General features: G+C 60.7%; 21 protein-coding genes. 9 read left to right on the forward strand and 12 right to left on the reverse strand.

What is annotated here, in order from left to right:
- The 9 genes from VIW95_RS15730 to VIW95_RS15770 form a co-directional block, all read right to left on the reverse strand.
- Positions 1-416: hypothetical protein (locus VIW95_RS15730; protein WP_331588255.1), on the reverse strand; the 416-nt coding region annotated here is incomplete at its 3' end.
- Positions 417-953: 537 nt separating this feature from the next.
- On the reverse strand, positions 954-4,118 hold the full coding sequence (locus tag VIW95_RS15735; RefSeq protein ID WP_331588257.1) for an efflux RND transporter permease subunit: 3,165 nt from the start codon (positions 4,116-4,118) through the stop codon (positions 954-956).
- Positions 4,115-5,242, reverse strand: a complete 1,128-nt coding sequence (locus VIW95_RS15740; RefSeq protein ID WP_331588259.1) for an efflux RND transporter periplasmic adaptor subunit — start codon at positions 5,240-5,242, stop codon at positions 4,115-4,117. Before VIW95_RS15740 ends, VIW95_RS15735 begins: the two co-directional genes overlap by 4 nt.
- Before the next feature lie 215 nt (positions 5,243-5,457).
- Positions 5,458-5,664, reverse strand: coding sequence for a hypothetical protein (locus VIW95_RS15745; RefSeq protein WP_331588261.1), 207 nt, complete (start codon positions 5,662-5,664; stop codon positions 5,458-5,460).
- Positions 5,665-5,793: 129 nt separating this feature from the next.
- Positions 5,794-6,033, reverse strand: a complete 240-nt coding sequence (locus VIW95_RS15750) for a hypothetical protein (RefSeq protein ID WP_331588263.1) — start codon at positions 6,031-6,033, stop codon at positions 5,794-5,796.
- 15 nt (positions 6,034-6,048) lie between these two features.
- Positions 6,049-6,486: a hypothetical protein gene (locus tag VIW95_RS15755; protein WP_331588265.1), complete on the reverse strand. Its 438-nt coding sequence runs from the start codon at positions 6,484-6,486 to the stop codon at positions 6,049-6,051.
- 341 nt (positions 6,487-6,827) lie between these two features.
- The gene (locus VIW95_RS15760) at positions 6,828-7,271 is read right to left on the reverse strand and encodes a 2Fe-2S iron-sulfur cluster-binding protein (protein ID WP_331588267.1); all 444 of its coding nucleotides are present in this window, start codon (positions 7,269-7,271) and stop codon (positions 6,828-6,830) included.
- Positions 7,271-7,810, reverse strand: coding sequence for an RNA polymerase sigma factor (locus VIW95_RS15765; protein ID WP_331588269.1), 540 nt, complete (start codon positions 7,808-7,810; stop codon positions 7,271-7,273). The genes VIW95_RS15760 and VIW95_RS15765 overlap by 1 nt, the downstream gene beginning before the upstream one ends.
- Before the next feature lie 142 nt (positions 7,811-7,952).
- The gene (locus VIW95_RS15770; protein WP_331588271.1) at positions 7,953-9,050 is read right to left on the reverse strand and encodes an amidohydrolase family protein; all 1,098 of its coding nucleotides are present in this window, start codon (positions 9,048-9,050) and stop codon (positions 7,953-7,955) included.
- An 87-nt stretch (positions 9,051-9,137) separates the two neighbouring features.
- Here VIW95_RS15770 and VIW95_RS15775 point away from each other — a divergent pair, with 87 nt between their 5' ends.
- From VIW95_RS15775 to VIW95_RS15785, 3 genes are all read left to right on the forward strand, one after another.
- A complete protein-coding gene (locus tag VIW95_RS15775) occupies positions 9,138-9,404 on the forward strand; it encodes a hypothetical protein (RefSeq protein ID WP_331588273.1) in 267 nt (88 codons plus the stop codon).
- A gap of 176 nt (positions 9,405-9,580) precedes the next feature.
- On the forward strand, positions 9,581-9,835 hold the full coding sequence (locus tag VIW95_RS15780) for a hypothetical protein (RefSeq protein ID WP_331588275.1): 255 nt from the start codon (positions 9,581-9,583) through the stop codon (positions 9,833-9,835).
- A 72-nt stretch (positions 9,836-9,907) separates the two neighbouring features.
- Positions 9,908-10,588: a class I SAM-dependent methyltransferase gene (locus VIW95_RS15785; RefSeq protein WP_331588277.1), complete on the forward strand. Its 681-nt coding sequence runs from the start codon at positions 9,908-9,910 to the stop codon at positions 10,586-10,588.
- Here VIW95_RS15785 and VIW95_RS15790 read toward each other — a convergent pair.
- Together VIW95_RS15790 and VIW95_RS15795 are read right to left on the reverse strand one after the other, a co-directional pair.
- Positions 10,581-11,639, reverse strand: a complete 1,059-nt coding sequence (locus VIW95_RS15790; RefSeq protein WP_331588279.1) for a questin oxidase family protein — start codon at positions 11,637-11,639, stop codon at positions 10,581-10,583. The genes VIW95_RS15785 and VIW95_RS15790 overlap by 8 nt on opposite strands.
- Positions 11,640-11,652: 13 nt before the next feature.
- On the reverse strand, positions 11,653-13,413 hold the full coding sequence (locus tag VIW95_RS15795; RefSeq protein ID WP_331588281.1) for a Rieske (2Fe-2S) protein: 1,761 nt from the start codon (positions 13,411-13,413) through the stop codon (positions 11,653-11,655).
- Between the two features lie 102 nt (positions 13,414-13,515).
- Between VIW95_RS15795 and VIW95_RS15800 the strand changes: the two genes are divergently transcribed.
- A complete protein-coding gene (locus VIW95_RS15800) occupies positions 13,516-14,157 on the forward strand; it encodes a metalloregulator ArsR/SmtB family transcription factor (protein WP_331588283.1) in 642 nt (213 codons plus the stop codon).
- Between the two features lie 71 nt (positions 14,158-14,228).
- Complete coding sequence (locus VIW95_RS15805; protein WP_331588285.1) at positions 14,229-15,230, forward strand: RNA polymerase sigma factor; 1,002 nt, start codon at positions 14,229-14,231, stop codon at positions 15,228-15,230.
- A 2-nt stretch (positions 15,231-15,232) separates the two neighbouring features.
- On the opposite strand, the gene VIW95_RS15810 is transcribed toward VIW95_RS15805, so the two are convergent.
- Positions 15,233-16,075 (reverse strand): hypothetical protein, encoded by an 843-nt coding sequence (locus tag VIW95_RS15810; RefSeq protein WP_331588287.1) that lies wholly within the window; start codon positions 16,073-16,075, stop codon positions 15,233-15,235.
- Positions 16,076-16,224: 149 nt separating this feature from the next.
- Here VIW95_RS15810 and VIW95_RS15815 point away from each other — a divergent pair, with 149 nt between their 5' ends.
- From VIW95_RS15815 to VIW95_RS15830, 4 genes are all read left to right on the forward strand, one after another.
- Complete coding sequence (locus VIW95_RS15815) at positions 16,225-16,641, forward strand: OsmC family protein (RefSeq protein WP_331588289.1); 417 nt, start codon at positions 16,225-16,227, stop codon at positions 16,639-16,641.
- Positions 16,642-16,645: 4 nt separating this feature from the next.
- Complete coding sequence (locus VIW95_RS15820; RefSeq protein WP_331588291.1) at positions 16,646-17,284, forward strand: glutathione S-transferase family protein; 639 nt, start codon at positions 16,646-16,648, stop codon at positions 17,282-17,284.
- Between the two features lie 12 nt (positions 17,285-17,296).
- The gene (locus VIW95_RS15825; RefSeq protein WP_331588293.1) at positions 17,297-18,292 is read left to right on the forward strand and encodes an LLM class flavin-dependent oxidoreductase; all 996 of its coding nucleotides are present in this window, start codon (positions 17,297-17,299) and stop codon (positions 18,290-18,292) included.
- An 84-nt stretch (positions 18,293-18,376) separates the two neighbouring features.
- A partial coding sequence (locus VIW95_RS15830) for a zinc-dependent alcohol dehydrogenase family protein (RefSeq protein WP_331588295.1) occupies positions 18,377-19,429 on the forward strand: 1,053 nt, incomplete at its 3' end.

A 19,429-nucleotide genomic window follows, 5' to 3' on the forward strand; every position in this document is an offset into this window, starting at 1 on the left:
ATTCCGGACTTGGCTGCTTTGCCGCGGCCTACACTGAAGGAGAATCCCCACAGCCCTAGACCGGCCCCGCGCAGGTAGGGTGCGCCCTGTACGGTGACTCGTTCGGCGCCGAAGAATTCCAGGCCACGGGAAAAGCGCTTGGAACTGGTTAGAGAACGCCAGCTCTGCGAGCGAGGTTTGACTTCTTTTTCCACGATGCCTGCGAGCTCGCGAGCAAACATGCTGGAAGGAAGAGCCGAGGCTTCACGGTAATCCGCAGATACGACGGTCCTGAGCTCGCCGATGCGCTCGTCGACCCGGTCTCCAAAGGATCTCGATGGCGACTGAATCGCTCTGAAGAGATGCGAGAGCTCGGCGGCCAGGAATTCCTTGCCTTCCGTTTCGATGTTCGGCCCAGGCGATTTCGAACCCCACATCGTTGATCTCCAAGTCCGGCGTCACCTCACGGACAAGCCGCGGTCGGCTTGTCCTGTGAGGCGCGCCCCCCTTTTGAGAAGCTGACCACTTCTCAGCGCCGTCGAGGCTGAGTAGTGCATCGTACGTGCCATAATACAGATTATAGTATCTTTTAACCAATCTGTATATGTTATAAAATCTACAGATAGGCGAAATATGTCTATCTGTAGCGCTCGGACGCAATTTGAGGCTTATGTCGAGGTGCTCTAAACGGCGCAATTCATGCTTTAATATCGAACTTCACGTCAGTTGCAGCTATAACACTGTTTTTGTACTATTAACAGTAGATTTTGTGTCATAGCTGCAAATTACGTGTCATAGCTGCTACTTTTAGCTGTCGAAACTGAGCGAGATGTTCGCTGATGCTGGCCGATGCTTACTCCTGGTGCGAGCTCGCGCCGGGATTTCAGAATGAAGAACCGTACCGATTGTAGGATTCTTGCTGTTGGTCCTGCGCCCGCGCATTACCTGCTGGCGCCGGGCCGTCGCCGGCTTTCCTAAGAAGCGAGGCGGCCGTTTGCAGGTTCGGCGGATTGCGTTGGCGCGATTTGGGCCGTTGCCGGTTGAGTTGCGGGCGTAATCTGACGGCCCTCGCGCCATGCGTTGTAACGCTCAAGGAATGCTTCCATGTAGGTGTAGAAGACGGGAGTTATGTAGAGCGTCAGGAACTGGGAGAAGAACAGGCCGCCGACCACAGCCACGCCAAGCGGACGACGCGAGGAGCCGCCGGCGCCGAGTCCGATCGCGATCGGCAAGGTGCCCATCAGCGCCGCCATCGTGGTCATCATGATCGGGCGAAAGCGGATGATGCAGCCCTCGAAAATTGCGTCGGCGGGCGACTTGCCTTCTGTGCGCTGCGCGTCGAGCGCGAAGTCGATCATCATGATGGCATTTTTCTTGACCAGGCCGACCAGCATGATGACGCCGACGAACGCGAACAGGTCGAGCTCCATGCCGAAAAGCCACAGCGTCAGCAGCGCGCCGAAACCGGCCGACGGCAGCCCGGAGAGAATCGTGATCGGATGGATGAAACTCTCGTAGAGCACGCCGAGCACCAGGTAGATGACGAGGATCGTCATCATCAGCAGCACGCCGAGTCCGGAGAGCGACGACTCGAAGGCCTGCGCAGTGCCCTGGAAGTCGGTGGTGATGCTGTCAGGCAAAGTTGCCGCGGCGATCTTATTGACCTCGGCCAGCGCTTTGCCCAGTGAAACGCCCGGCGCGACGTCGAACGAAATCGTCGCCGACGGCAACTGCCCGGAATGATTCACCTGCAGCGGCCCGAGCGATCGCGTGAACTTAACCAGCGTGTCGAGCGGCACCAGCGCTCCGTTGGATGATCGCACGTATAACAGCGACAGCGTGCCTGGCTCGGACTGGAACTCCGGCTCGACCTCCATGATGACCCAGTACTCGTCGTTGGGTGCATAGATAGTCGAGATCTGTCGCGAGCCGTACGCGTTGTCGAGCGCGTCCTCGATCGCGCCGGCGGAGATGCCGAGCGAGTGCGCCTTGTCACGATTGATGTCGATGCTGACCTGCGGATTTTCGACTTGCAGGTCGCTGTTGACGCCGCGCAAATCAGGCAGCTGGCGCAGTTTCGACTCGAGCATCGGCGCGTACTTATAGAGCGTCGCGGTATTCTGGCTCTGCAGCGTCATCTGATACATGCTGCGCGTGAATTGCGCGCCGATGCGGATCGGCGGCGGATTCTGCAGGAACACGCGCAGCCCGGGCACGCTGTTCAACACCGGCCGCCACTTCGTGATCAACTGATCGACGCTGAGCTTGCGCTCCGACGCCGGCTTCAGATGCAGAAATATGATTCCCGAATTGGTCGCGCCGCCCGGGCCGCCCGATCCGACGCTCACGAAGTAGCTGCGAATGTTGTCGTCGTCCTTGATCAGGCTGGTGGCGGCGAGCTGATGCTCGACCATCGAGTCGTAGGAAATTCCCTGCGCCGCGAGCGTGAAAATAATCAACTGGTCGGCGTCTTCCGACGGCAGGAAGCCCTTCGGGATCGCATAGAACATATAGATCGTGGCAAGCAGCAACGCGCCGGAAGAATACATCGTCGCGCGGCGATGACGCATCACCCAGGCAAGGCTGCGCTGATACCCGTCGAGCGTCCGATCGAACCAGCGCTCGGTGACCGCGTACAATTTGCCGTGGCGCTCGCTGCCCGGCGGGCGCAAAAAGCGCGAACACAGCATCGGTGTCAAAGTCAGCGACACGAAGCCCGACACCAGGATCGCCGCCCCGATCGTGACTGCGAACTCGTGCAGCAGGCGTCCCAGGATGCCGCCCATGAACAGCACCGGGATGAACACTGCCGCCAGCGAGCAGGTCATCGACAGGATGGTGAAGCCGATCTCCTTCGCGCCGTCGAGCGACGCGGTCATCACATCCTTGCCCATCTCCATGTGGCGCACGATGTTCTCGAGCATGACGATGGCGTCATCGACCACGAAACCGACCGCCAGGGTGATTGCCATCAGCGAAAGGTTGTCGAGCGAATAGTCCAGCACCCACATGACAGCGAAGGTGCCGATGATCGACATCGGCAGCGCGAGGCTTGGGATAATCGTCGCGGACAGGTTGCGCAGGAACAGGAAGATAACCATCACGACCAGGAAGATGGTGAGCAGCAGCGTGTACTGCACGTCGTTGACCGAGGCGCGAATCGTCTCCGCGTGGTCACCGAGAGTGTTGATATGGAGCGATGCGGGCACCTCGGCGCGGAATGCCGGGATCAGGCGCATCACGTTGTCGACGACTTCGACCGTGTTGGTGCCCGGCTGACGTTGCACCGCGAGCACCACCGCGCGCTCGCCGTTCGACCAGCCGGCGGTCTTGTCGTTCTGCACGCTGTCGAGCACGCGGCCGACGTCCTCGAGCCGCACCGGCGAGCCGTTTTGATAGGCGACGATTAGCGACCGGTACGCCGCGGCGTTGGTCAACTGACCCTTGGTATCGACGGTGAATGCCTGGTGCGCGCCATAGAGCGTTCCGGTCGGCAGATCGACGTTGGCGGCCTGAATGGCGGCCGAAACCTCATCGATGCCGATGCCGCGCGTGGCGAGCGCCTTGGGATCGAGCTGGATGCGTACCGCGTACTTCTGCGATCCGTATACCTGCACCTGCGCGACGCCGGAGACCATCGAAATGCGCTCGGCGAGGTACGTCTCGGCGTACTGATCGACCTGCGAAATCGGCATCGTGCTCGAGCTGAGTCCCAGGTACAGAATCGGCTGATCCGCCGGATTAACTTTGCGATACGACGGCGGACTCGGCATCCCCTGCGGCAGTTCGGCCTGGGTCTCGGCGATGGCGGCCTGCACGTCCTGCGCGCCGGCGTCGATGTTGCGCGTCAGGTTGAACTGCAGCGTGATGTTGGTCGCGCCCTGGATGTTCGAAGACGTCATCGAGTCCAGGCCGGCGATCGTCGAGAACTGTTTTTCCAGCGGCGTAGCGACCGAAGACGCCATCGTCTCGGGACTCGCGCCCGGCAACGAGGCGCTCACGACGATCGTCGGGAAATCAACGTTGGGCAGATCGTTGACCGGCAGATAGCGATACGCCATCAGGCCGAACAGCACGATCGCGAGCGAACTCAGCGTCGTCATGACCGGGCGGCGAATAAATGCTTCAGCGATATTCATGACGCTGCGCCGCTCTCGCTCAGGCCGCTCTTGATTGTGACCGTCGCCCCCGGAATCAGCCGGAGTTGCCCGTCGGTCACGACCGTTTCGCCGGGCTTGAGCCCGCTGGTCACGACGGTCTGGTTGTCGATCGACTCGCCGATGACGATCGGTCTGATCTCGGCTTTCATACTCGGCTGCACCACGAAAACGAACGAACCCTGCTGCCCGGTCTGCACGGCCTGCGACGGCACGAGGATCGCGCCCGGATGTTCGTGCAGCACGAGCGTGGTGTTGACGAACTCGCCCGGCCACAGCCGGCTGTCGGCGTTGGCGAACTGCCCCTTGAGATTTATCGTCCCGGTCTTCGCATCGACGCTGTTATCGACGAAGCTCAGCTCTCCCGACTCGAGTGGGCCTTGTTGCTCGGGCAGCGAGACTTGCACTGCCAGTTTGCGCTCCGCCATAAACTCGCGCACCGCCGGCAGCTTCTGCTCGGGAATCGCAAAATCAACGTACACCGGATACACCTGGTTGATGACGACCATCGCAGTGTCAGCGTCGGGCTTGACCAGGTTGCCGGCGTGCACCAGCAGGTCGCCCGTACGGCCGTCGATCGGCGCGCGAATCGCAGTGTACTCGAGATTCAATCGAGCGGTCTGCACCGCGGCCGCATCGGCTTCCATCGAGGCCGATAGCGCCGCGGCGGTCGCCTCAACCTGATCGTATTGCTGGCGCGATCCAATATTCTGCTTGAGCAGAGTCGCATAGCGATGCTCGTCGGCCGCCGCCTGCCGGTACTGCGCGCGATCCTTGGCGAGATTGGCCTGCGCCTGCTGGAGCGCCGCTTCGAACGGCCGCGGATCGATCGTGAACAGCAGGTCGCCCTGCTTGACGTCCTGTCCCTGGCGGAAATGGACCTCCATCACCTGCCCATTGATTTGCGATTTCACGTCCACCGTCGAGAAGGCCTCGACCCGGCCTATCGCACGGATCGTATCGGAGACCGTCTTCTGCACGACTTTAGCCGCAAGAATCGGTACCGCCTCGCGCTCGCCGAAACTGTCAGCCGGCCCGTGCGAGCATCCTGCCATCGCAATCAGAGCGATCGCCGGGACCAGTGCTTTCGCGCACCATTGCTTCAACGTGAGATTGCCTTTCGACTCCCGAACTGGATAACCGCGCCGCCGGTCCAGGGTTACGGCCCGCCAAAGTAGCGTCGAGCATATTATCAGGCCCGCACAAGCCGAGAAAATCTCGAAGATGAACCGAAACCGCGCCCCCAGTCAGTTTTTCTGTTCCCCTCTCCAGAAGGGAGAGGGTGAGGTTCCGCGCTAGCACCGAAGAGCGTGCGGCAGGATTAACGCACCGGCTCCGACGTCAGGGCCGGATGATGCGCCGGCAGCCGGCAAAAGCTGTCGCTCTCGACCTGAAGCGCGCGATTGAATCGCGCGCGCATGTTTTCGAGCGCGATAGTCGCGGTCAGATCGACGATTTGCTCCGTATTGAAATGCCGCTTGAGATCCTCAAAGACCTCGTCAGGAACGTCCACCGAGGCCAGCGTCATCTCCTCTGTGTAGCGCAGCGCGGTGCGCTCGGCCGGCGTGAACAGCGGATTCTCGGCATACTCCGAAAGTGCCGCGAGTTTCTCTTCGCTAAGTCCGACTCGGCTGCCACCGGCAGCGTTGATGTCTATTCAAAAGACGCAGCCGATCATCTGCGCTGCGCGCAGACAGACCATGCGCTTGAGTGCTTGCGGGGTGACTTTCGAGCTCTCAATCGACTGCTGGAAAATCGACATCGTGAAGGTGATGCCGGGCCGATATGCCCACGCCTTGAGAGGATTGAGAACCTTGCCGACTTGCCGCTTCATCATCCAGGTCAACGGCTTCAACAGCCAGCTAATCTGATTTTCTTCGAGCGGTTCGATACGCATTGGTATTAACTCCGGCTACGCGGACCGCGCTGCGGCCGTGCGGGTTTCGTCCGACTGACTATAGAGGATAGCGGTGATCGCTATTAGTAAGATCGCTGGAATGTAGATACCCAGTATCTCGGTCAAAAGATGCTCAGTCGAGAGTAATCCCGCGGCATGTGAGTACAGGTGCAGAGCGGAATGCATCACGCCTGCAACAGCTGCTACGGCGACGGCGATCGCGTTGCGACCAGGATTTATCGCCGCGAAAACCAGCCCCACTCCGACGGCAAGGAAAAACGTCCCGCCGTCCATTACGAGGTGCATATTATACGGTCCGGTCTCGGGCACGCCCGGCACCAGTTTGAAGAACCACGCAGACGGGAAGAAGAACATCTCGATTCCGTTGACGATGTCGAGCACAGCCATAATCCAGAGAACCGGAACGATCCAGCGTGGAATATTGGACTTCATAAGACTCCTTCGCCGGGCGCGCGTGCCGGAAAATGGGCCGGACGCACGTGCGAGTAAATTGATATCGAGAGCGAAACCGCGGCAACGACAACGACAATAACTTCCAGGATCGTCCTACCACTCGCCAAATCGAAATACCAAAGCACAAGAGCAATAGGTATCGAACCCATCACAGATTCCGTGATCGTCACTCCCATAGTAACCGCAAAACTAACCGCCCGAAATTTTATAGGCCAAGACATCTCAATTCACTCTTAAATAATCTTGTCCCCCTTCCCTCGAGGGAAGGGGTTAGGGGTTAGGTTCCTCGCCTCGAGCACAATACCCACTCGCCTCTCCACTCACCCATTCGGCAACTCGCCGCAAAGTGGAAATACCGACTCTACTTCGACCGGCCCGTTCACCCGCGCCTGGCACGCCAGCCGCGTCCGCGGGCTTACCGACAGATGCCAGCGTAGCGAAAACTTCTCGCTGCCGCGCATTGGAGTCAGATTGTCCTCGCCGGATTCCACCACGACGCGGCAGGTCGCGCACAACGTGCGCGCACCGCATACATGCATCAGGCGGACGCCATTCTTCATCGCGGCGCCGAGCAGAGTGCCGCCGCGGCGCACCTCGATTCTGCGGCCGTCGAACTCTATCGGCACAACGTCGGGCTTCGCCGCGACTTGCTTGAGGCGGGCGCTGAACGCGTTCCTGAGATCGCGATCGTCAACTCCGCGAGCTGGTTCGATCGCGGATTTCATTCTCGCCGCAAAATCAAATTCGTTCTTTTCAGTGTCCATTATTCTTCCTTCAGACTTTTTCGCAGACTCTTGCGGGCGCGCGCCAACCGCGATTCCACCGCGTGCTCGCCAAGCCGCAATATCCGCGCGATTTCCGCTACGCCGATCTCTTCGACGTACTTGAGCAGCAAAACTTCGCGGTACTCCGGCCGCAGCCCGGCCAGTGCGCGATTGAATTGCCGATTAGCGCCCGCGTCGTGCGAAGCTGGGGGTTCAGCTATTGGAGCCGTGCGCATCAATCGGGCGCGTCGCGCGTTGGTGCGAATAAGAGAGAGAACTTTGCGATGCGCGATCGCGCACGCAAAAGTGAACAGCGAACTGTCGCCGCGAAAAAACGGAAGCGCGTCGGCCAGCGCGATGAAGGTCTCCTGCAGGATGTCGTCGGCCTCGTCGGCCACGGCACCAAGAGAATTCGCGATGAACCGGCGGATGCGCGCCGCGTAGCGATCGAAGAACTCGTGTGCCGCAGCCTCGTCGCCCGCCCTGAGGCGCTCGACGAGCTCAGTCTCGGGACTCTGCGGAGGATCCGCCGCGCTCACGAGCGAAATTCTCTGCCCAGGCGTTTCCCCGCTCGACAGTTGCGCACCCACAGATTACAGATCCTTGCCCGTTCGAAAGGCTAACCTCATCGGTTAGTCGCTTCGAAGGAGCGAAATCCGTCGCCGCGAAGAAACCTGGGCGCTAGATGCTCAGATGGTAAAGTTCCGCGACGTTGTCATGCAGCACCAGGTTCTTCTCGTCCGCGGTCATCCCGACCGTGTGCCGGGAGATCACGTCCTGCGACCACGGCCACGTCGAGTCGCTATGCGGGAAGTCGCTGGCCCACATCAGGCGCTTGATGTTGCAAAGATTCCGGACCTGGAATGCCACGTAGTCGTCCTGGAATGTCGTGTACACGTTCTCGCGGAAATACTCACTCGGCATCTTCGTAAGCGTGCCGGCCGGTAGCCAGTAGCGATGGCGGTCGTATGCATGATCCATCCGATACATATAGTGCGGTACCCATCCGGCATCGGCCTCGACGCATACTACTTTCAACTTCGGATGGCGCTCGAAAACTCCGCCGAGCACGAACGTGCCGATGATGTCCTGGCATCCCCGGATGATCGACAGGAAGCTGTTCAACTTGGGCCCGCGCGTTTGGAAGTTGTCGCTGCTGCTGGTCAGGATGTGAAAGCTGAGCGGCATCTGGAGGTCGATCGCGGCCTCATAGAAAGGCGCATAGATAGGACTGTCGTAGTCCTCGAGCGCCGGGTTACCGGGCATCATGACGCCCTTGAGCCCGAGCTCCTTCATCTTGCGCAGATCCTCGATGCCTTCCTCGACCGAACGCATCGCGGTCTGCCCCGTGCCTATCAATCTGTCCGGATGCGCGGCGCAGTACTCGCCTATCCAGAGGTTGTAGGCGTCGAAGCAGGCCTTCTTGTAATCGAAGTCGCGATGGTTGCACAGCACCATGCCGACAGTTGGATAGATGACTTCGGCGGCGACGCCGTCGCGATCCTGGTCGGCCATGCGCGCATTGGGATCCCATCCACCCTTATGCATCTCTTCGAACTTGGCGCCGATCGTTCTCAGCTCGCTGGCATCCTTGCCCGCGGCTGCCGCCAGCGCGACGTTGATTGGACGCGGGAAGTCCTTGACGATGAACACATCGCCCAGCTTCTCGTCGTGAACCATGTGCGGCGCCGTATCCTTATACTTGCGATCGATTCGATCGATGTAAGTGTTGGGCGGCTCGGTGATATGTGAGTCGGCGGAAATGATTGGCTTCTGCATTGTATGCCCTCGATTGGCTTCGCGGCGGCGCGAAATCCTGACCGGGTTTTTTCGGTGATAACCGCTGAGATTTCTATTACTAGAGCATTGCGAGGTTTACAACGCGTCGATTCCATACCGATCGGTCCGGACCGCGACGAAACTGCGACGGACCCCGGTGCGATCGGCTTGGCGACCTCGAAGTCGCAGACGCGCAGGATCATGCAGGCGACGATCGTCCGCGAACTGTTCCTGCGCGAGTTCGCCGAAAACGCGCGGGAGATTCGCCGTAGAATCACGAGAGAACGAAGATCAAGTCGCGCCCGGCGGCTCATTGCCGGCGAGCTGCTTCGTCACGGCCTCGCCAGCCGGTAGCGCGAGTCCTAGGACGAGGTTCTCGCGGCCGGCAGTCGAGGCCTAGCCGGGCGTCGCGCAACCTATCTCAATAGAATTGCAATTCCTAGTAACTCCAGCAATTATAGTTGTTGGTTGTGCTACAACTCTAACTTGCGGGCATTGGGGACCTATCGGGAACCTAAAGGAGTACCTACTTGGAAATCGATAAAATTGTTGCCGACTTGAAGAAGGAACGAGACCGGCTTGTCAAGGCGATCGCGGCCTTGGTAGGCGTAGGATCGACGACCACCGGCAAGCGAAGAGGGCGCAAACCCGGTCGCAAGGCGACTACCACGACCAGAAAGCGGCGCGGCGGCATCAGTAAAGCAGGAAGGAAGCGGCTTTCGGAGCTGATGAAGAAGCGATGGGCCGAACGCAGAAAGAAAGGAATGACGAAACTCGGCAAGTAGCGGAACGGCTGCTTCGAGAGCCGTCTCAAGCGTGCGGTTGATTCATGACCGTTGCGTCCGCACAATCTTCAGATGGCGAATTCAGTACAGCACGCGTTCGATATTGCGGCGGAGGACTATGACCGCACGCGGCGTCGCCTGGTGCCGGGGTTCGATGACTTCTACCGGGCGGCGATCGATCTAATCCGATTCCCGCGCGAGAGCCCGCTCAAGGTTCTCGATCTAGGCGCCGGCACGGGCCTGATGGCGGCGTTCATTGCGTACAGTTTCCCGAATGCGCGGATCACGATGGTGGACATCTCGAACGAGATGCTCGAGCGCGCGCGTGCGCGTTTCGAACTGGCTGGCGAGCGCTTTCGTTTCGAGGTCTCCGACTACGGCGTCGATCGGATCCACGAAAAGTACGACGCGGTGGTGTCCGCGCTGTCGATACATCACCTGAGCGACGAACAGAAGCGCTCGCTGTTCGACCGAATCTACGGCGCACTCAACGACGGCGGAGTATTCGTCAACGCCGAGCAGTTTCGCTGTTCGACTCCGGAGCGGCATCAGTTCCACCACGAGCGATGGGTCACGCGGGTGCGCGAATTGGGCGTGGACGATCGCGACCTTGCGGCGGCGATGGAACGAATGAAGTTCGACCGCGCAGCGACCCTCGAGGATCAGCTGGAATGGCTGCGTGCGGCAGGGTTCCGCGAGATCGATTGCGCCTACAAGAACCTGATCTTCGCGGTTTACTCCGGCATCAAGTAGCGTCGCTCAGCATCCGAATCGCATGGCTGGCGGCCGCCAGGAATGCCGGGTCAGGTTTGAGCGCGTGCTCGCGCAGACAAACCTCGGTGAATTTGATCGCATGCTCGTCGCCGCATTCGATCGCTCGCTCGATCAGCTCATCCTGATTCCCGACCTTCACCTCATCCGGATGCGACAGGTCTGCGTGTGTGCCGAAAGTCGCGTACATGGCGGCGGCCGTTTGCCACGCGTATGCGAGCGCGGCGCGCGCAGTCTTATCGCCGAGGAACGGGAGAATAGGTCGCAGCGCGGACGGGCCAGTAACGGCATGGACGAAAGCGATAGTTGTGTAGGTGTCGTGGGCATTGGCAAGAAAGACGCGCGCAAAGGTGGCAGTAAGATCGGAGAGGAATGCGGACGGGTCGCCGGTAGTATCGACTGCGTCGAGCGTACCGTTGAAAGGCGGAAAGGAATCTAGCCGCGCGAGCGCGTCGGTAAAGGCGCCGAAGTTGCCGCGGCGAATCTCAGGCGGAGTCATCTGCACGCAAGCGATCGCATCTGACGGCTTCGCGCGAGCGCCGGTGTGACGAACAGCTGGAAGCGGCAGATAGTCGGCTGCCCAATAGGCTAGTCCGTCGGCCAACTCGCGGCGGCGCGCAGGGGTGTTCTCGAGAGCGAGCGTGCGAGTCGCATGCCCGGTGCGAATTACGCCGTGCGTCGCAGCCGCCATCAGGCCGGGCGCGAGCCGCGCCGCCCAGTCGTCCAGCACCGATTGCCAGGGACGCTCTTCGAACTCGTTGCGGAAGAACTCGAACCAATCCTCGGTCCGGCGCAGGTCGCCGCGCGCGGCGCGCCAGTTGTCATTCGTAAGGCGGGCGACTCGCGTATGACGCGGCACGAGCCAGTGTCGGTAACCCTCGAACCATGGCATCACGGCGTCGGCGCGTCCCATCGCGCACATCGCTTCGATTGCCATCGGCGCGTGATTCGAGAAACCGTTGCTCAGGTTGGGGCCCATCGGCGCCATGATTTCGAGCGTCTCATCTAGAGCGGTGTAGTCGACGGGATTCATATGTTTCGCCTTACTATTGTTCGTCGAAGACGTGCTCGCCGCGATTCAAGCGCAGCGCGATCTGATAGGTCTGCGCCTGCGCGCGGACAGTTGGAGAGTGCGCGGCCAGGTAGCGCGTCGTCGCGATCAGCACGTGCGCGGCGGCAGGAGTTCCTTTCAGGATCGAGTACTGACGGACGGCGGCTTCGATGTCCTGGATCGCGTGGAAGTCGCGATCCTCGCGCAACAGCGCGTTGCCGAGCGTCGCGAGCAGCGGGTCGGCATCTGCGCCCGCGCCGAGGTAGGACGCGACCAGAGCGCCAGCTTGATTCATTTGCTGTTGCCGATCGAGCAGAGCCGGCAACTCGGCGAGCCGACCCGCCGCGCTTGTTCCGTTGCCGTTCGGCTCGGGAAGCTTCGCGGCCGGCACGTTGAGAAATCGATCGAGATATACGGTCATCGCCGCGTCGAAGATTCCGCGCACCAACTCGGGCGAGTCCACCCGGCGCACTGACTGATGCACGGCGTTGGCAAACGTAAAGCTGTGATGAGCGGTATCCCAATCGCCGAATTCGTTGCTGGTCGGGAAGTGCGCTATCCGAAGCGAGGCAGCATACGCGACAGCGCCGGCGAGGTGCGCGGGCGCGCATCCTTCTCGTAGCGCAGCGAGCATCGCCTCCACGATAGTTTGAGGATCGTCGCCGAGAATCACCGGCACTAGAGCATCGCGACCGCTCCACGAGCGGCTGGACCGCTCGCCTTGGGCGAGAGCGTCCGAAATGCTCTCGAAGGCGGTTTCAAGAATCGCGACGAGGTCGATCGGGTTGCGCCACGAGTTGGATTCTTCCATTCGGTCGCCGGTTGCGTAGCCGCGCGCGAGGCCGGCGAGCACCGGTTCTGCCAGGTCCCAGCCCGCATGATCGAGCGCCTCGAACGCCTTGTTGGTGAAATCGAGCGTGTGGCCGCCTCCGAGATAGCGATGGTCGGTTGCCGCGGCGAACATCATGTCGGCGACCTCGCGCGGCGTGGACCCGGTGCGCACGGCTGACACGATGCATCGCTCGGCGCCTTCGGTATCGCGGACCTCGACGAATCTGCGCAGCCATCGCTTGATCTCTGCGAGGCTCGCGCCGCTGCCCGGAAGTGGACGCATCTCGAAGCGCGGCGGATGACCGTCGGAATCGTTGGCAACCGCACACAGCCCGTGGAACATCGCACGCGCGCGATCTTCGGCGCGCAGATGCGGGAGCAAGTTCATCATGCAGGTGAGAGTGGTCAGGCCCGCGCCCCATCCGTCGCGCCGGTAATGCGTTCCGAAGTCGAGTCCGATGCGAAACGGCTCGCGCGCGTCGCCGGTCTCGTCAAGCATCGCGATCACCGACTTGCCGATCACGAGCGAGATGTTGCGCTCGATACCGTCGCGCAGGCGCTCGACGCGATGCCGGTGTGAGTCGCCGCGCGGCGCGAGATCGATCAAGATGTCGCCGCCTTCGAGCTTGACCGGAAACGCGCGCACGTCGTCGGCCCACGGATCGAATGCGCCGCCGCTGTGCAGGTCGAACCGCGCATGATGCCAGTGGCAAGTGAGGATGCAGTCTTTCACGGTGCCGCGGTCGAGCGGAAAGCCCATGTGAGGACATCGATTGTCCACCGCGAAGATTCCCTCGGGCGTGTGGAACAGCGCGATCACATGGCCGTCTAGGGTGACCGTCATGCGGCCTCCCTCGGGAAGATCAGCGAGCGATGCGGCGCGAACGAAAGTGCGATTAGCGGCTTCGACCGATTGCGTATTCATCGATGCGTTCCTCCCCGCGTGGATGATTAGTAAAGTACTCGCTTTACATACTAAGTCAAGCGGTAACTTGACTAATGTTTCACGGTCGGTAACATTCCACTCATGAAGCATGATGCACGTGCAGAGGAGGGCGTTCTCTTTCAGCTCAAGACTCGTGGACCGCAGACTGCGGCGCAGGTTGCGCGACGCCTCAGCGTCACCGCGATGGCTGTGCGCCAGCATCTCTATCGCCTCAAGCTGGAAGGCCTGGTCGAATTTACCGATGAACGGCGCAAGGTTGGACGGCCGGCGCGGGTGTGGCGATTGACCAGCGGCGCGGCCGAGCGCTTTCCCGATACGCACGGCGACCTGACCGTCGAGATCATCGGCGCGGTGCGCGCGGCGTTCGGCGAGGCGGGGATGGACAAGCTGCTGCGGGAGAGGACGCGCCGCCAGATTGAGGAGTACCGCGCGCGGCTTCGCCCCGCTGGGACTTCGGTTGCGAAGCGCGCGCAAGCGTTGGCGGAGATTCGGCGCGAGCAGGGATACATGGCCGAATGCTCGCGGATGTCCGACGGCTCGATGCTGTTGGCGGAGAATCATTGTCCCATCTGCGCGGCCGCATCGACCTGCCAGGGCTTATGCCGCGAAGAACTGTCGCTATTCCGCACCGTGCTTGGCGACAAGGCGCGGGTCGAGCGCACCGATCATATCCTGGCGGGCGCGCGCCGCTGCGCATATCGTATCACTGCCGCTGACAACTGAGTTCGGTCGCCGCGCCGGGCCCAGTATCTTTTCGCGCCGCTCGTTCGTCTTACAGTGCAGGAGACCTTGAAATGGCTCAGCCACCGATTTCCGATGAGACGGCCAAGTTGCTGCGCGAAGCCTGGTACAAATATCTCGACACGATCGAGTCGGCGCGCGCACCTTTGTATCGATACTGCCACCGCCTTACCGGCGGCATGTGGGACGCCGAGGACCTGCTGCAAGACACGCTGCTGAAGGGCTTTGGATCAATTGGCCGAGGCGAGGTTCTCTCAGAATCGGCGCAGGTGAGAGACCCGCGCTCATATCTCTTCCGTATCGCGACAAATCTCTGGGTCGACCAGGTTCGCCGTCGTGAATTCGATCCGCGCGAATCGGATCGGCCGAGCATTCCACCGGCCGCCGATCGTTCGATCGAGACCCGCGAAGCCGCTTCCGTCCTGATGAGCGTCGCGGCGCCGCAGGAGAGGGCTGCCGTCGTTCTGCGCGAGGTGTTTGAGTTCACTCTCGAAGAGATCGCGGCGATGCTCTCGACGACGGTGGGCGCGATCAAGTCCGCGCTCCATCGCGGACGTGCCAACCTGGAGAAGAAAAACGACATGACGCGAACCGCGTATCGCGCTCCGTCAAAGGAACTTATCGATCGTTTCGTAGTGGCGTTGAACGCTCGCGATATTGAAGGCGTCACGAAGTTGCTGCTCGACAATAGCACCCTCGACGTGTACGGCATCGGAAGCGAACGTGGAAAGGGAATGACTCATTACCGCGTCACCTTCGAGAATGCGAAAGGAATGCCGGGCCGCGCGGAGGCCAGATGCTTTGGCGGCGAGTGGCTGATTCTCGCATGGGCAGGTCAGCCTCCCAAAGAGGTGCTGATAAACGTCGAGCGCGTCGAGGAGGAACAGGGACACATCGCGCACATCCGCAGCTACTATTTCTGTCCCGAGGTGATAGCCGAAATCGCCGCCGAGATTGGCGCGAACGCGTGGGCCTCGCCCCACGGCCAGAACCAGCCTCCCGAGACACAAGCGAGGATTGCTGCCTCAACGATGCTGCCGTGGGTCACGCGCTAGAGTCAGGGCACTTCGAGGCTGAATGCGACCTTGAGATCTTCGCTCGCGAACGGGTAGACGTGGATCATCCAGCCGAAGATCTGCTTGTGAAAATTTCCGTCCGCCGCCTCGCAATCCGCCTGATTTGAAATCGTGCCAGTGAAGCCGAAGCGCGGATCGGCCAGGTACCCGACGCGCATGCGTGCGGCGTCACCTGCGCCGCCGCCGCGACCAAACTCCGTCGGAGCACGAGCAGCCGAGGTAATATCCGGACGAATCTTCGGTGTTACATTGCCGTTGAACACGTCGGCCTCGGTCACGCCCTTCGGGAGGCAAATGTTGGTATGTGCGTGCCAATGAGAAAGGCTCAGCGGGATCAACGCGTCGAGCTGCTCGGGAGTATCGGCGGCCGGCGCATCATACATCGCACCGACCAACTTGTATCCGCCGAAGGTTTTTTTCTCGTAGAGGAGAGAGCCGGGGCGCGCGAGATCGAAATCGCCCATGTACTCTGACGCCGTCGCCGTGCGATTGGCGAAGTGGTAAACGTCCTGCGGCACCGACTCCATGTAAGGCACGTAGCCGTCGGCGATCGCGGCTTTGTAGTCCTCGTATTTGGCGAGCTTCGCGCGCATCGTCGCAACGATCTGTTCGCCGCGCTGCGTGTCCGCCGGCGTCATCGCTCGCGTCTCGGTCATCGTCATGTGATCGCTCATCTTCATGTGCGCGCCCATCTGACCCATCGCGCCGGTGCCGCCGCTGTCGCTGCCCGAGTCCATATCGTCCATATCGTGGGCGACGGCGTAGGAGGCGAGAGTGGCGACAAATGTGACGGCGACGAACAGGTATATGTATCGCGTCTTCATGGAGCTTACCCCGCGGCTATCTCATACAATGATACTTCGCCGCGGAAAAATCGAGCAGCCTGGAATTGCGGCGAATCCCTGAACGAACGGTTTGTAGAAAAGTCGCTGTCTCGGCTAGGGTTGGGCGTTGGAGAACGACGCGCCCTTAAGTGCCAGCTACGGATTCATCGCAGGAGCCGACGCATCGTCGCGAGGTCACGGTCGAAGCCGTGGGCGATTCGCTAAACGCCGAAGTGAAGTACGGTGGCCTGCGATGGCGGCTGTCGGGAGAAGATGCGGCGGCGCCGGATCCGGTGTCGTCGTTTCTCGGCGCGCTCGGTGGATGTCTGCTGATGTCGCTCCGAGTGGCTGCGCGCGTGCGCAAAGTCGAGCTTGGCAGAACGTCGGTGCACGCGTGGGCCAACGAAAAAGGGCATTTGGAAGAAATTAAAGTAGAACTTCAAGTTGAATCCAGCAGCAGTGACGAGCAGCTTCGCCGATTGGTCGAAGTTGCCGAGCGCGGATGCCATATTCGGAACTTGATTCGCGAAGATATCGCGTTCGGACTGACGGTCACGAGGATCTGATGGCATGAGTCAAATAAATCTCTACCAGTACCCAATCTCGCCGTTTTCCGAGAAGGTGCGGCGCGTGCTCGCCTACAAGCAGCTCAAGTGGCATCCGATCGATTGCCATTACGAGGACAAGACCAACCTGCTCGCGGTGACCAAGGGCGCGTGGACGCGGGTGCCGGTGCTCGAATGGGACGGCGAGGTGGTTTACAACTCAGCCGACATCATCAAGTGGCTGGACCGCAAGGCGCCGGCGAATCGCGTGATCCCCGACGAGTCACGGCTGCTCATCGAGCTTATCGACAATTGGGCCGACAACACGTTCTTCATGTCGATTTTGTTTCTCACTATTCCTGATTTGCTCGATGGGGCCGGGGACGCGAAGCTGAAAGCGAATCGCGAGAAGCTGATCGGGATGACGACGGCGCAGATGCGCGAGCGTCACGCGGCGATGAAGGAGCAGCTCGCGGGTCATCTGCGGATGATCGACGATCAGCTCGCGGGCAAGGACTTTTTTCTGGGCAAGAGCTTCACGATGGCGGACGCCTCAGTCTACCATCCGCTGTTTTTTCTTGCGCTCAATCCGTCGAATTTCTCGATGGTGCAAGATTTCAAAAATGTCAGCCGATGGCACGAAAGGATTCGCGACATCGCGTAAGAGGAGATTCCAATGGCGCGCAAATTATCAGTCGGAGTCAATTGGCAGGGGAAGCCCGATTTCAAGAAGACGATCGAACATGCAAAAATCGCGGACGCGGCCGGGATTCACTCGATCTGGGTGGCCGAAGCCTGGGGCCGCGACGCGTTCACGCTGCTGACGCTGCTCGCGGAGCATACCAGCAAGATCCAGCTCGCGACCTCGATCGTGAATATATACTCGCGCACGCCGGCCGCGCTCGCGCAGCATTTCGGCACGCTGGACGAGCTCAGCAACGGCCGCATGATCATCGGTTTGGGCACCAGCGGTCCGCAGGTAATCGAACATTTTCACGGCGTCCAGTTCAACCCGCCGCTGACGCGGCTGAAAGAGTACGTCGATATTATCAACATGATAGTGGCGCAGACCCCGCTCAACTACGAAGGCAAGCTGTTCAAGCTGCAGCGCGGCTTCACGATGCGCTTCGAGACTCCGCGCAAGCACATCCCGATCTGGATCGCGTCGCTCAACAAGAAGAGCGTCGAGTTCACGGCGAAGAAAACTGACGGATGGCTGCCGGTGATGATCCCGATCAACTCGCTCAAGAAGGCGATCGCGGATTTTCGCGAGATCGCCAGCGCCGCCGGACGCAATCCGCGCGACGTGGCGGTGAAAGCCCCCGGACACGTGACCGTCACCGCCAATGTCGATCGCGCAGTCGCGGGACACGCGGCCAACGTCGCGTTCTATGCCGCGCGCATGGGGACTTTCTATTCCGAGCAACTCACGCGCTTCGGCTTCGGCGACGACGTGCAAAAGGTCAAGCAGGCGTGGGATGCGGGCGGATCGAAGGCGGGCACCGCGGCGCTCTCGCCCAAGCTGCTGGCAGAGTTGGGTTATATCGGCGGCATCGAGGGGGCAGTCGAGCGGCTGAAGGCGCAGGACGAAGCGGGCGTCGATCTGCATCCGGTAGATATCGATGCGAGCACGCCGGCCGAATTCGAGAAAACCGTCGCGCGCCTGCTCTAACAATCGGAGAGAATTTGCCGATTCGCCGGCAAAGGCGCTATATCCGAAATCGATCGCGAAATTGACCAGGAGGCTCAGGCAGAAATGAAAGCAGCAGTATTCGAGGCGACTAAAAAACCGCTCGTCGTCAAAACGCTTCCCGATCCCGAATGTGCACCGACCAGCGCGATCGTGCGCGTCGAGGCCAACGGCATCTGCCGTTCCGACTGGCATGCGTGGTCGGGCGACTGGACCTGGATGGGACTGTCAGCGCAGCCCGGCGCGGTCCTCGGGCATGAGTTCACCGGCGTCGTCGAGGAAGTGGGCAAGGACGTGCGCAACTTCAAGAAGGGCGCACGCGTCGTGGTGCCGTTCAGCCAGGGCGACGGAACTTGCGAGTACTGCCGCAACGGGCAATCCAACGTGTGTCTCACTCCGCTGCTTCCGGGATTTTCATATCACGGCGGATTCGGCCACCTGGTCGCGGTGCCGTTCGCGGACATGAACCTCGTCACGCTCCCGCCGAGCATCGACTTCGTCGAGGCGGCCTCGATGGGCTGCCGCTTCATGACGTCGTTTCACGGCGTCGTCGATCGCGCGCAAGTGAAGCCGGGTGAATGGGTCGTGGTTCACGGATGCGGCGGAATCGGATTGTCAGCGATCAACATCGCAGCCGCTATGGGAGCCAACGTCATCGGTGTCGATCTCGACTCGGCCAAGCTCGAGCTCGCCAAGGGCATGGGCGCGGCGCACGTGATCAATGCGAAGAAGACCGATCTGATCTCCGCGATTTTCGATCTGACAGGCAGCGGCGCGCATGTATCCGTCGATGCGCTCGGGGTCTCGGCCACTTGCCGCAACTCGATCATGAGCCTGCGCAAGCAGGGACGTCATCTGCAGATTGGGCTGACGACCGCGGCGGAGCAGGGCGAGATTCCGGTGCCGATCGATCGGATCGTCACGATGGAGTTGCAGTTGATCGGATCGCTCGGGATGCAGGCGTCGCACTATCCGGCGATGCTGCAAATGGTCGAAGCGAAGAAGGTCACGCCCAAGGCAATGGTGACCGGCACGTGCGGCCTGGACGGCATAAATAAGATTTTCAACGAGATGAACACGTTCCAGAATGTCGGCGTCACGGTAATCAACAAGTACAAC

This window comes from Binatus sp. (SeqCode) (assembly GCF_036522015.1).
Taxonomy (GTDB): domain Bacteria; phylum Desulfobacterota; class Binatia; order Binatales; family Binataceae; genus Binatus.